The following is a 12,938-nucleotide window of genomic DNA, read 5'->3' as shown; positions in this document are numbered from 1 at the left end:
TGATGAGTCCGCCGAAGAACAGCAGCGGCAGCGCGCGGCGCAGCGCCACGCCCCAGCGCTTCTTGGCGAGGCTCTCGTGAAACGCCGCGGGCGGCCGCGTCAGCGTCTGCACCAGATGCGCCACGGTGGCGTCGAGCTTGTTCTCCAGGCTGCGGCTGAGTTCGGGTCCGCTGCCACGCACCTTCAGTTTGCCGATCCAGCCGCCGCCGCGCTTGCGCAGCGGCGACCACGCCCAGCCGATCACCGCGAGCAGATCCTCGGGCAGCGCGGCGCCGTCCTGCTTCGGCACGATCTTGATCTCGGCGGGATAGCCTTTCACCTGCGCGGCTTCGAGCACCATGCTGAAGCCGGCGATTTCTGCCTCGCCGCGCGTGATCTCGCTGTGCGTAGCAGTCTTCTCGTCGCAGGTCAGCCGATAGCTGCGCGCCACGATGGTGCCGTCGATCTCGCGGAACTGCTGCTGCGGCGCCAGCTCATCGACTCTGTCGAGCAACATCGCCGGATCGCTGCCGCGCGCTTCGACCTTGGCGGAGAGGCCGGTGTCGAGCGTCAGCGTGCGCGTCAGTGTGTGAATGCCGGGCTCGGCGCTGTCGAGCTGCAGCAGCTCGGTGGCGGTGCGTTCGCCGGGAGCCGCGCCCTCGTGCACCACCGGCTTGAAGTTCAGTCGCCGCGCGATGCGATCGCTGGCTTCGAGATCGACATGACGGTCACGGCGCGTGAACGGGCGAACCAAGCCGAGGATTTCGTGGTGGGTGAGCGGGCGAGTCGACTGCGTGTCGGTGCCGGCGGAGCCGGTCAGGAGCCTGGCGTAGTTCATTCCCGTTCACCACCTCCGCCGGTGCAGCCCCGGATGATTTGCACTCGCAATTTAACCGTCGTCATTCGGCCGATGGCAATACGAAATGCTCCGAAGCGTGCGTTGTTATCAGGAAGCGCCGCATCACATCATCGTGCGACGCTACCCGAGTAGTTGCGTCGTCACGCGTTGACGGGGTGTCCGTCATTCGCCTGTGACACATTCGGCGACACATGCGCGGCGAGGAAGTCGTCGTAGGCGCGCGTCACCTGATCCAGCACTTCATAATGCGGGAAGGCTCCGGTCTGGAACACCTCGATGTGCCAGTTCGGCTTGCCTTCGACGCGCGTCTTGTGGTGATAGTCGACAAAATCGCCGCGCACGCCGTGCACCATCCACACCGGCTGCCGCACCTGGTCGTAGACGGTCAGGATATCGGTGCTGAACATGAAGCCGGCGACGAAGTAATACGGCGCGCGCTCGGCGCCGGGCTGATGGGTAGTATGGTAGTCATACTCGACCATCGGTTCGTCGATGTTCTTCGAGCCCCAGGCCTTCTCCAGAAACTTGCGGATCACCGGGCGGGCGGTCAGTAGCTTGAAGAAGCCTTCGCGCCACAGGCCGACATTCAGCGTGCCGAGCAGCCAGGACATGCCGCGCGTGCCGTAGGTCTGCGCGTCACGGGCGCGACCTTCGAAGCCCGTCGGGCTGATCAGACCGAGCGAGCGGATGCTGCCGGGTTTCTCGATCGCAGCACGAGCGACGAATTCGCACGCTAGCGACAGCGCCAGCACGTCGATGGGCTGCGCGCCGTAGCGTTCCTGTACCTGCGCGATCGCGGCGTGCACCGCGTCGGTCATCAGCCGCGCGTCGTAGGCGCGGTCGCTGCGATCGGACTGGCCGAAGCCGGGAAGATCGACCGCCATCGTCGGCCGCCGTGCCGCGTAGTAATCATATAGCGGCTTCACTTCGTAGGCGGAGCCGGCGGCGTTGACGCTGTGGATCAGCAGCAGCGGTGTGGTCGAGGCGCCCTCAGCCGGCGCGATCGTGTAGGTGGCGATGCGGCCGACGCGCGTGACCACGTCGCTTCGCGCACCGCCGACAGGATTGGCGAGACCTGAGCGCCAGTGAGCGCGCTCGAGTTCGATGACTTGCGTTGCATCCCCACGGCCGATCGACATCTGCGAATCCCCTGTGATGAAAATCAATCAGGGAGCAAATGTCGTGGAACTCGCAGGGTTCCAACTTCGCACGACTTCGAGGGTGATAATTGTGCGATTGGTATTGAGCTACTTTTTCAGCGGTGGAAAGACGTCATGCTGGCGTGACGTCAACTAATTCAAGTCGCGAAATTTCTCGTGCGTGAGGATGTTGAAGAGCCGGCAACAAGCAAAACCTCATGGTGAGGAGGCGCGAAGCGCCGTCTCGAACCATGCGCTGCAGGCACTGCGTAGCCCATCCTTCGAGACGCCGCGGCTTCGCCCTGCGGGCGATGCCGCGGCTCCTCAGGATGAGGACTCAGTGCATCTTGCGATGAATCGTAGCGCTTCGATCAATTCCGAAGCGCTCAGGCCGCGCTCTTCTTCGTGCGCATCAGCTCGGCGAAGCGCTTGAACAGGTAGTGCGAGTCGCGGGGGCCGGGCGAGGCTTCGGGGTGATACTGCACCGAGAACACCGGCTTGTCGGCGAGCGCGATGCCGCAGTTACTCTGGTCGAACAGCGAGACGTGAGTCTGCTGCACGTTGCCCGGCAGCGTCGATTTGTCGACCGCGAAGCCGTGGTTCATCGAGGTGATCTCGACCTTGCCGGTGGTGAGATCCTTGACCGGATGATTGGCGCCGTGGTGGCCCTGATGCATCTTCACGGTCTTGCCGCCGAGGGCGAGGCCGAGCATCTGGTGGCCGAGGCAGATGCCGAAGGTCGGCACGCCGGTCTCGATCACCTGCTGAATCACCGGCACCGCGTATTTGCCGGTCGCGGCCGGATCGCCCGGGCCGTTGGACAGGAACACGCCGTCCGGCTTCATCGCCAGGATGTCTTCGGCCGAGGTGGTGGCCGGGACGACGGTGACCTTGCAGCCTTCGCCGGCGAGCAGGCGCAGGATGTTGCGCTTGATGCCGTAGTCGATGGCGACGACGTTGAACTCCGGCTTGTCCTGCCGGCCGAAGCCTTCGCCCCAGGCCCACGGCGTCTCGTCCCAGGTGAAGCGCTGGCCCGAGGTCACCATCGGCACCAGATCCATGCCCTCGAGGCCGGGCCACTCGGCCGCTTCCTTCTTCAGCGCTGCAAGATCGAATTCGCCCTTCGGCGAATACGCGATCACCGCGTTGGGCATGCCTTTGCTGCGGATCAATGCCGTCAGCGCGCGGGTGTCGATGCCCGACAGGCCGATGATGCCGCGCGCCTTCAGCCAGGTGTCGAGATGCTTGGACGAGCGATAATTCGACGGATCGGTGATGGCGTCTCGCAGGATGACGCCGCGCGCGCCCGGCGTCGCCGCCATGTTCACCGTCTCGATATCCTCGTCGTTGGTGCCGACGTTGCCGATATGCGGGAAGGTGAAGGTGATGAGCTGCCCGGCATAGGACGGATCGGTGAGGATCTCCTCGTAGCCGGTCATCGCGGTGTTGAAGCAGACTTCGCCCACCGCGGAGCCTTCCGCGCCGAGGCCGAAGCCTTCGAACACGGTGCCATCGGCGAGCACGAGCAGCGCGGTCGGCTTGTGGTCCGGCCAGGCGGGATTGGATGCTGAATTGGTCATGAGCGCATTACATAGGGCCGCGGGTTTTGTCCGTCAAAGCCCGAGACGCTGGTTCCCACGGCGTTTCGGCGGAATTTGACAGCGTTTCGCGGCCGACTAGGGTCGCGGCCCCCGGTCGCCCGAAGTCGGCTGTCGACCCAACACAGAAAAGAGAGAGCGCCCATGTCCGAATCCCTGCCGGTCGTCCTCGTCCCGGGCCTCGGCGGCTCCGCCCGCATCTGGCTGCCGGTGGTGCCGGCGCTATGGGTGCACGGCCCGGTTGTGCTGGCCAACCACCTGCGCGACGACAACATTCCGGCGATCGCGGCGCGGATTCTGGCCGAGGCGCCGCCGCGCTTCGCTTTGGCCGGGCATTCGCTCGGCGGCTACATCGCGTTCGAGATCATGCGCCAGGCGCCCGAGCGCGTCGCCAGGCTGGCGCTGGTCAACACCCAGGCGCGGCCGGATGGCGACGAAGCGCTAGCCCGCCGCCGCGGCATGATCGAGCGCATCGAGGCCGGCGGCTTCGACGCCGGGGTGGCGGCGCTGTATCCCGGCTTCGTCCATCCGTCGCGTCACGACGACGCCGAGTTGCGCCAGCTCGTCACCGATCTGGCCTACGACGTCGGCCCGCAGGCCTTCGTCCGCCAGCTCCGCGCCATCATGGCTCGCGTCGATTCGCGGCCGACGCTGGCGACCATCAAATGCCCGACTTTGGTGCTGACGTCGGACACCGACAACACGCTGCCCAAGCCGCTGTCCGATGAGATCGCCGCCGGCATTCCCGGCTCGCGCCTCACCGTGCTGCCGGATTGCGGCCACCTGCCGATGATCGAAAGCCCCGAAGCCACCGCCAAGGTGCTGGCGGAGTGGCTGGCCAACTGAGTTGTTTCAGCGGGCCGAACGGCCTACATCAGGCGCAATCATTCGTCTCTCCGTCATTGCGAGGAGCGAAGCGACGAAGCAATCCAGCGCAGTGCACGAGGCTGGATTGCTTCGCCTTCGGCTCGCAATGACGACCTAATCGAGGATCCCACTATGCTGCGCGACGATATCAACAACGCCGTCAAGGAGGCGATGAAGGCCAAGGACGAGCGCAAGCTGTCGACGCTGCGCATGGTCAACTCGACCCTGAAGAACGCCGACATCGAGGCTCGCGGCCAGGGCAAGCCGCCGCTCGGCGACGCCGAAGTGCTCGGCGTGCTGCAGAAGATGATCAAGCAGCGCCAGGAATCGGTCGAGCTGTACGAGAAGGGCGGCCGCGCCGAACTCGCCGACCAGGAGCGCGCCGAGATCGCCGTGATCCAGGCCTATCTGCCGCAGCAGATGTCGGACGACGAGATCAAGTCCGCCATCGCCGCCACCATCACCGAAACCGGCGCCGCCGGCATCAAGGACATGGGCAAGGTCATCGGCGCGCTGAAAGCGAAGTACGCCGGCCAGATGGATTTCGGCAAGGCGAGCGGCCTGGTGAAGGCGGCGCTGACGGGTTAGTGGCTCGCGCAACATAGCAAAGTCCGGCGCCGAGCACGGCCAACCTCGCCCCGCGTGCGGGGAGAGGTCGACCCGGCGTAGCGCAGCGAAGCCGGGGCGGGTGAGGGGGCGCCTCCGCGAGGCCGAGAGACATTGAGTCGCCGTACTACTCACAATTTGCTCAGTGCCCGCGTCGCCCCTCACCCCACCCCTCTCCCCGCAAGAGCGGGGCGAGGGAGCGCGCTGTACTGGGAGTTGGCTCTCTCAATGCGCCGCCGCGTTCGAGAACAGATTGATCACCGCCACTCCCGCAATGATCAGTCCGATGCCCACCAGCGCCGCGACGTCCAGCGGCTGGCCGAGCCACAGCCAGCCGATCGCCGAGATCAGCACGATGCCGATGCCGGACCACAGCGCGTAGGCGATGCCGACCGGGATGCTGCTCAGCGTCAGCGACAGGAAATAGAACGCGGTGGCGTAGCCGGCCACGACCAGCACCGACGGCAACAACACGGTGAAGCCCTGCGACGCCTTCAGCGCACTCGTCCCCGCCACCTCGGCAACGATCGCGACCAGCAAATAGACCCACTTCATCGATAGCTCCGTTCGGCCAACTCGCCTCGCGCTGGATTGCTTCCGCATCAGCACGAGGCGGTCGCAGGCTTAGTTCAATCGCAAGAAGAGTCGATGACGACCTTAGAGGTGTTTGGCGTCCGCCAGATTCACCGCCGTCATCCTGAGGCGCCCGCTGGGCCGCGCTATGCGCGGAACGGCGGGCCTCGAAGGATGGGCCGCGAGTCCTCGGCCGCATCCTTCGAGGCGCGCTGCGCGCGCACCTCAGGATGACGACTCAGCAAGTTAGTATGCCTCAATGCCCCATCGCCGGCTTGTCGCTTCGTTTGACGGTACGCAGCGACAGGGCGAGCGGCACCATCAAGCCGGCAATGACGCCGAGCGCGACGAACACGTCGAGATAGGCCATGATCGAGGCCTGGCCTTGCACCATCTGGCCGATGATCGCGGTCGCGGTGCCGGAGACGTTGCCGGTGGCATTCTGGCTTTTCAGGTAGTTCTGAATGTTGTTCAGCGTGTCGTGGTAGTAGGGATTCCACGCGCCGATATGCTCGACCAGGCGGCTGTTGTGGAATTGCAGCCGCTGCGCCAGCACGGTCTGGCTCACCGATACACCGATCGAGCCGCCGAAATTGCGCGCCAGGTTGATCATCGCCGAGGCCTGGTCGGTCTTGTTGGGCGGAATGCCGTCGTACGACGCGGTAGTGATCGGGATGAAGATCAGCGGCAGGCCGATGCCGAGATAGATGCGCGACAGCGCGAAGAACCAATAGTCGGCGTCCGGCGACATCCGCATCAGGTCGAACATGGCGCCGACGCAGATGCTGGCGCCGAGCGCGATCAGCCAGCGCGGCTGCACGGCCCCGAGCCTGCCGACCACCAGCATCATCGCCATGGTGACGAGGCCGCCCGGCGAGATGACGAGGCCGGCGAGCGTCGCCGTGTAGCCGAAGTCTTCCTGCAGCAGCTGCGGCACGATCTGCGTCGTGGCGATGAGCAGCGCGCCGGTTGCCAGCATGATGACGAAGCAGGTGCCGAACTGCCGCCCCGCCAGCATCTTGATGTCGATCAGCGGCTGCTTGCGCGTCAGCTCCCACGGCACGAACGCCAGCAGCGCCACCACCGAAATGATGGCGAAGGTGACGATGAAGCTGGATGAGAACCAGTCCTCGACCTGGCCGCGGTCGAGCACCACTTCGAGCGAGCCGAGGAACGCCGCCACCAGCGCGAAGCCGACAAAGTCGAAATTGAGCCCGTTGGCCCACAGCTTGGCCCACTCCTTCTTCTGCTGCTCGGACGAGGGGATGATGAAATAGATCAGCACCAGCGACACGATGCCGACCGGCACGTTGATCAGGAAGCACCAGTGCCAGGAGAGATTGTCGCTGAGCCATCCGCCGAGCGTCGGCCCGACCACCGGCGCCACCACCACGGCGATGCCGTACAGCGCGAAGCCCTGGCCGCGTTTCGACGGCGGAAAAGCTGCCGCGAGGATCGACTGCGCCACCGGCGTCATGCCGCCGCCGGCCAGGCCCTGCATCAGCCGGAAGAACAGCAGGGCGTCGAGATTCCAGGCGAAGCCGCACAGCAGCGACGACACCGTGAACAGCGCGATGCAGACCAGAAAGAAGTTCTTGCGCCCGAACATCGTGGCGATCCAGCCCGAGGCGCACAGCACGATCGAGTTGGCGACGAGATAGGTCGTCACCACCCACGAGGCTTCGTCGCTCGACACTGCGAGGCCGCCGGAGATGTAGCGCAGCGCCACGTTGGCGATGGTGGTGTCGAGCACCTCCATGAAGGTGGCGACCGACACCAGCACGGCGATCAGCCACGGATTGGCGCTGCCATATTCGCCTGCCGGCTCGGCCATGGTGCGGTCCTTGCTAACTCGCTTACTGACGCACGGTGACCCGCGGCACCACCGACATGCCGGGGCCGAGCCAGACGTCGGGCCGCTGATCGAAGGTGATCTTCACCGGCACGCGCTGCACCACCTTGACGTAGTTGCCGGTGGCGTTCTCGGCGGGCAGCAGGCTGAACGCCGTGCCGCTGCCGGCCTGGATGCTGTTGACGTGGCCGGGGAAGTCGCGGTCATAGGCGTCGACATGAATCCGCACCGGCTGGCCGACGCGCATCAGCTCGAGCTGCGTCTCCTTGAAGTTCGCCGTCACCCAGACGTCGAGCGGCACCAGCACCATCAGGGCCTGGCCCGGCGACGCCAGGGCGCCGACCGCGCCAGTCAGCTTGGCGATGCGGCCGTCGGTCGGCGCACGTAGTTCGGTGCGGGCAAAATTGGCATCGGCCTGCTCCTTCTGTGCCTGCGCTTGCTGAAGCTGAGCGCGCGCCTGCTCGACCTTGGCGTTGAGCACATCAATCTGTCGTTTGGCCGAGGTCAGCGCTGCGTCCGCCGCGGCCAACGCGGCCTGCTTGCTGGTGAAGTCGGATTGCGCCTGCTGGGCGCGTTGCACCGTGCCGGAGCCGGTCTTCACCAGGTCCTGATAGCGCTGGTTCTCGTCGCGGGAAAAGTTCAGGGCCGCCTGCGCTTCGACAACCTGCTTGTTGGCCTGTTCGATCTGCGACTGCTGCGCCGTGATCTGCGCCTTCGCGTCGTCGATCGAGGCCTGCGCCTGACGGATCTGCGCTGCCGCCTGGTCGACCGCGGCTTTGTAGTCGCGCTGGTCGATGGTGGCGAGCAGGTCACCGGCCTTGACCACCTGGTTGTCGGTGACTTTGACGGAGGTGATGGCGCCGTTGACCTGCGGGCTGATCAGCACCGGGCGCGAATCGATGAAGGCGTCGTCGCTGCTCTCGTAGTTTCGGGCGTGCAGCCACCACAGGATTCCGCCCGCAATCGCGGCAATGATCAGCACCAGCACCACGATGGCGCCGACCGGATGCTTGCGGATGAGACCGCGCAGCCCGCCGCCGGACTTCTCGCCTTTGTCGTCGCTGCCCTTGTCCGCGGCGTCGTCGCTTTGCTCCGGCTCCTTCTCGGCAGGCGATTTGCGATCGACCGGCGTGCGGTCCGATCGTGCTTCGGCGTCGCTTTTGGTGACCTTGGCCTCGTCTTGGTCCCGAGGCGGGGCGGGCCGCGGCTCGGACTCCTGGCCGGCGAGTTGAGAGGCGCGGCGAATATCCACCGGCGCGCGCTCCCTGTCGGCGACGCGGTCGCCGGCGATGGTGGTGTCCGTCCTGCTCATGGGCTTATCGACTCTCGCGCAAGCGAATAGTTGCGAAGCGTCCTAACGCTGCACTGCGGCAAGAGTTCCATCGCGGAAACGCGCATAATCACTGCTGCGCTGCAATAGAGGAGCGCATTTATGTGATCGGGCCGTGATGCATCGCGATTGACGTCCGACGCGATGCGGGTCTTAATTCATCAACTAACAAGTAATAATGATCAGGGAGGAGCGACGATGTCGATCTCCGGCCAATCCGACCCCGTGGTGCGTGCGGTCACGTTCGCCGATATCGCCGATGCGCTGGTGCAAGGCCTGCGCGATTTCCAGGCGGCGCCGTTTTACGGTCTCGCGTTCGGCGCCTTCTACGCCCTCGGCGGCGTCGCGATCCTCGGCTGCCTCACCTTCTTCCACATGGTCTATCTGGCTTATCCGCTCGGCGCCGGCTTCGCGCTGCTCGGCCCGTTCGTGGCGCTCGGGCTCTACGAGGTGAGCCGCCAGCGCGAGACCGGCCGCACGCCGTCGCCGCTGGCGCTGATCGGGCTGATGAGGAGCCGCAGCGAGCTGGGCTGGATGGCGTTCGTCACGCTGTTTCTGTTCGTGATCTGGATGTATCAGGTCCGCCTCTTGATCGCGCTGTTCCTCGGCATCGGCGCGTCGTTCGGCAGCCTGCAGGAGTTCATCTCGGTGGTGCTCACCACCAACGAGGGCCTGGTGTTCCTCGCCGTCGGCAATTGCGTCGGCGCGGTGCTGGCGCTGGTGCTGTTCTCACTGACGGTGGTGTCGTTTCCGCTGCTGCTCGAACGCGACGTCGATTTCGTCACCGCGATGATCACCAGCGTCCGCGCCGTCGCCAAGAGCCCGCTGCCGATGATCGCCTGGGCCGCCACCATCGTGGCGCTCTTGGTGATCTCCGCGCTGCCGTATTTCCTCGGGCTGATCGTAACGCTGCCGATCCTCGGCCACGCGACGTGGCATCTCTATCGCAAGCTGATCGCGCCGGCCGCGGCCGAACTGCCGCTGGACGCCGAGCCGGATGCGGCGGTCAACGACAACGTCATCGTCCTGCCGAGGGCGGCGCGGCAGTAAGCGGGAAGCCAAAGCGCCGCCGCCAGCTTACTGATAGGCGGCGACGATGTCCGACACGGCGCGCTCGAGCTGCTTGGCGCTCGAGCACTGCCGGACCAGATTGCAGAACGGCGCGTAGCGAAACATTTCGGAATCGCCCCAGCCCCAGCCCATGCGGCCTTCCGGGTTGAGCCAGACCACGCGCTTGGCGCGTTCGGAGATGGTGCGCAGAATGTCGGTGCGCGGATCGAGATTGTTGCTGCGGGCGTCGCCGAGCACGATCACCGTGGTCTTCGGCGTCACGCTGCGCAGCCAGCGCTTCTCGAAATCGGCCAGCGACGATCCGTAGTCCGACGAGCCGAACCCGACCTTGTCCATGATCTCTCGCATCGCCGCTTCCGGCTCCTGCCGGGCGAGGATGTCGCTGACCTCGATCAGGTGACCGGAGAAGGCGAACGAACGAACGTCGTCGACGACCTCGTGCAGGCTGTGGATCAGCAGCAGGAAGAAGTCCGAGACCTGCGCCACCGAACCCGAGACGTCGCACAGCGCGACGATCTGCGGCCGGTCGCGATGCCGCCTCTTCCACGCGGTGAGAAACGGGATGTTGCCCCAGGCGGCGTTGCGGCGAATGGTGCGGCGGACGTCGAGATGGCCGCGGCGCTGACGCTTGCGCGGTTTGCTGTAGCGCTCGCGCAGGCGGCGGGCGATGGCGCGGATCAGCTCCTTCATCTGCTCGACCTGGCGCCGCTCCAGCCGCATCAGCGGCGCGTTGCGCAGGATCTCGTGACGCAGGTTCTCGGCTTCCTCGCGGCCGTACAGCAGCAGCGCTTGCGACACCATCTCGCGCACGCTGTCGCGCAGGCCGTCGAGCGCTTTGGTGAGGCGTTCGGCCTGGGCCGGGTCGTCGATCTTGAGCTGATCGAGATCGTCGCGCAGCCGGCCGATGCCGAGCTCTTCCATCATCCGGCTTTGGAACAGCCCGCGCTGGGTGAAGTAGCGGATGTCGGATAGCGACGCCGCGTTGGCCGCGCCGGCGAGCGCCTGCGCGACGGCGGTGCGGTCTTGCGAAAGAAGCATCTGCGCCAGTTCGCCGAGTTCGGGCGCCGCGCCGCCTTCGCCGCCACTTTGGCCGGGCGTGCCGCCGCTGCCCGGCTGCGCCGGTGCGGCGTCCTCGGCCGGCTGATCGCGACCAGCCGCATCGTCCGCCGGGGCGGCCGGCTGCGGCCGACTGAAGAACAGATCGAAGCAGTCGCCGAGCGCCTGCTTTTCCTCCTGACTCTTGGCGAGAGTCAGCAACAAGGTGTCGCGCAGCGTCGTGCGGTCGGCGAAGCCGACATCCGCCACCGCGCGCATCGCATCGATACTTTCGGCGGGCGAGACGCGCACGCCGGCGCCGCGCGCCGCCCGGAAGAACCGGTGCAGCTCCTCGCGCATCAGCTGAACACGCCGTCGCGCCCGGCCCGGGCGATGAAGGTCGTCAGCTGCGGCTGCGCGGTTTCGATATCGGCCTCGTATTTCAGGAGCACGTTGAGCGTGTCCTTGACGGTCTGGTGATCGAGCTCCGCGGCCTGCAGCAGCACCAGCACGCGCGCCCAGTCGATGGTCTCGGAGACCGACGGCAGCTTCTTCAGGTCGAGCGCGCGCAGCTGGTTGATGAAGCCGACCATCTGCTTGCGCAAGGCGGCGCCGGCGCCGGGCACGCGGCTTTCGACAATACGCTCTTCCAGCTTCTGCTCGGGAAAGCCGATATGCAGATGCAGGCAGCGCCGCTTCAGCGCGTCGGAGAGGTCGCGCTCGCCGTTCGAAGTCAGCAGCACCAGCGGCTTGACCACGGCGCTGATGGTGCCGAGCTCGGGGATCGTCACCTGATAGTCGGACAGGATCTCGAGCAGCAGGGATTCGAACTCGGCGTCCGACTTGTCGATCTCGTCGACCAGGAGCACGCAGCCCTGCGGCTGCTCCAGCGCCTGCAGCAGCGGCCGCGGCTCGACGAAGTCCTTGGAAAAGAACACGTCGCCGAAATCGTGCAGCCGGTCGAGCGCGACCTTCAGCGTTCCGGCGTCGCCGAGCACTTCGCCGAGCTTGTCCTTGAGGATCTGGGTGTAGAGCAGCTGCTTGGCGTATTTCCACTCGTACAGCGCCTTGGCCTCGTCGAGGCCCTCGTAGCACTGCATGCGGATCATCTGCAGGCCGCGCCATTGCGCCAGCGCCTTGGCCAGTTCGGTCTTGCCGACGCCGGCCGGCCCTTCGACCAGGATCGGCTTCTCGATGCGCTCCGCCAGATACACCGCGGTCGCGATCTGGCGGCTGGCGATGTAGCCGACCGACGCCAGCCCTTCGGTGACGGCCTCGATGGATTGGATCGGCTGAGTCGCAGTCATTCGTGTTTGTCGCTCCGCGGAATTTCAGATGGGCCCGCCCCGCCGCTGCCAGCGCGCGCCGTCGGCGAGGACGTCGAACGCCGGGCACGAGCGAGCCAGCCGGATGACAGCCCTGTCATGACTTCATGGTTAGAGCAAGCCAGGGCGCGAGAGCGAGACGGCGTGATAAAGAGGGGAGAGGCCCTGTGGCAGCGTCTGCGGCGGGAAGAGATAAACGTGGGCAATCTTACTGACGCGGCGTGCGCTGCTATGGTGGCCGCCACCATCGTGGCGCTGCTGGCGATCTCGGCGCTGCCGTATTTCCTCGGGCTGGTGGTGACTCTGCCGATCCTCGCCCACGCGACGTCGCATCTGTATCGCAAACTGATCGCCCCGGCGGCGACGGAGATGCCGGGCGGGGTAGAGCCGAATTCGGCCGTCAGCGATAACATCATCGTACTGCCGAGGGCCGCGCGGCGGTGAGGCGACTGGGACTTCGCCAGTGAACCAAGGATGCTGATAGCATCCGGGTGCCGATTTGCCTTTTTCAACGGTCGCTTTCGCTTAGAGGCTTCGCGAGAGAACGTTAGCCCCGATCCGCTGTTTCTCATGTCCGTTTGTTGATCAAAGCCTTCATCCAGCTATGCACCTTGGCATCGCATTGCTGTTTCAGACCCAAAGAGGACATCATGCAATTGAGACCCGCGTGCACCACTATTCCGCGATCGCCGTGCCCGCAAATC

Annotated in this window: 11 protein-coding genes and 1 pseudogene; 4 read left to right on the top strand and 8 right to left on the bottom strand. The window is 65.7% G+C overall.

From position 1 onward, the window contains the following. The 3 genes from I5M_RS20545 to carA form a co-directional block, all read right to left on the bottom strand. Window positions 1-817, bottom strand: an 817-nt coding sequence (locus tag I5M_RS20545; protein ID WP_022723115.1) for a hypothetical protein, incomplete at its 3' end; no start/stop codon positions are given. A gap of 161 nt (window positions 818-978) precedes the next feature. Then, a complete protein-coding gene (locus I5M_RS20540; protein ID WP_022723114.1) occupies window positions 979-1,977 on the bottom strand; it encodes an alpha/beta fold hydrolase in 999 nt (332 codons plus the stop codon). A gap of 386 nt (window positions 1,978-2,363) precedes the next feature. Then, on the bottom strand, window positions 2,364-3,557 hold the full coding sequence (gene carA / locus I5M_RS20535) for a glutamine-hydrolyzing carbamoyl-phosphate synthase small subunit (protein ID WP_022723113.1): 1,194 nt from the start codon (window positions 3,555-3,557) through the stop codon (window positions 2,364-2,366). A 162-nt stretch (window positions 3,558-3,719) separates the two neighbouring features. Between carA and I5M_RS20530 the strand changes: the two genes are divergently transcribed. Beyond that, a complete protein-coding gene (locus I5M_RS20530; protein WP_022723112.1) occupies window positions 3,720-4,421 on the top strand; it encodes an alpha/beta fold hydrolase in 702 nt (233 codons plus the stop codon). A 153-nt stretch (window positions 4,422-4,574) separates the two neighbouring features. Further along, window positions 4,575-5,030 (top strand): GatB/YqeY domain-containing protein, encoded by a 456-nt coding sequence (locus tag I5M_RS20525; RefSeq protein WP_022723111.1) that lies wholly within the window; start codon window positions 4,575-4,577, stop codon window positions 5,028-5,030. A 243-nt stretch (window positions 5,031-5,273) separates the two neighbouring features. On the opposite strand, the gene I5M_RS20520 is transcribed toward I5M_RS20525, so the two are convergent. The 3 genes from I5M_RS20520 to I5M_RS20510 form a co-directional block, all read right to left on the bottom strand. Beyond that, the gene (locus tag I5M_RS20520) at window positions 5,274-5,603 is read right to left on the bottom strand and encodes a multidrug efflux SMR transporter (protein ID WP_022723110.1); all 330 of its coding nucleotides are present in this window, start codon (window positions 5,601-5,603) and stop codon (window positions 5,274-5,276) included. 274 nt (window positions 5,604-5,877) lie between these two features. After that, on the bottom strand, window positions 5,878-7,455 hold the full coding sequence (locus tag I5M_RS20515; protein ID WP_022723109.1) for a DHA2 family efflux MFS transporter permease subunit: 1,578 nt from the start codon (window positions 7,453-7,455) through the stop codon (window positions 5,878-5,880). A gap of 22 nt (window positions 7,456-7,477) precedes the next feature. After that, window positions 7,478-8,785, bottom strand: coding sequence for an HlyD family secretion protein (locus I5M_RS20510; protein WP_022723108.1), 1,308 nt, complete (start codon window positions 8,783-8,785; stop codon window positions 7,478-7,480). A gap of 216 nt (window positions 8,786-9,001) precedes the next feature. Here I5M_RS20510 and I5M_RS20505 point away from each other — a divergent pair, with 216 nt between their 5' ends. Then, window positions 9,002-9,853 (top strand): DUF2189 domain-containing protein, encoded by an 852-nt coding sequence (locus I5M_RS20505; RefSeq protein ID WP_022723107.1) that lies wholly within the window; start codon window positions 9,002-9,004, stop codon window positions 9,851-9,853. A 27-nt stretch (window positions 9,854-9,880) separates the two neighbouring features. Here I5M_RS20505 and I5M_RS20500 read toward each other — a convergent pair whose 3' ends face one another. Together I5M_RS20500 and I5M_RS20495 are read right to left on the bottom strand one after the other, a co-directional pair. Further along, window positions 9,881-11,269, bottom strand: coding sequence for a VWA domain-containing protein (locus tag I5M_RS20500; protein ID WP_022723106.1), 1,389 nt, complete (start codon window positions 11,267-11,269; stop codon window positions 9,881-9,883). Then, on the bottom strand, window positions 11,269-12,216 hold the full coding sequence (locus tag I5M_RS20495) for a MoxR family ATPase (RefSeq protein WP_022723105.1): 948 nt from the start codon (window positions 12,214-12,216) through the stop codon (window positions 11,269-11,271). The genes I5M_RS20500 and I5M_RS20495 overlap by 1 nt, the downstream gene beginning before the upstream one ends. A 255-nt stretch (window positions 12,217-12,471) precedes the next feature. On the opposite strand from I5M_RS20495, the pseudogene I5M_RS20490 reads away from it, so the two are divergent. Further along, a pseudogene (locus I5M_RS20490) lies at window positions 12,472-12,678 on the top strand (hypothetical protein); the annotation flags it as partial. Window positions 12,679-12,938 lie beyond the last annotated feature (260 nt).

The organism is Rhodopseudomonas sp. B29 (assembly GCF_000333455.1).
Lineage (GTDB): Bacteria > Pseudomonadota > Alphaproteobacteria > Rhizobiales > Xanthobacteraceae > Rhodopseudomonas.
Note: the sequence above shows the minus strand (reverse complement) of the source record. Positions and strands in the feature narration are given on the sequence as shown.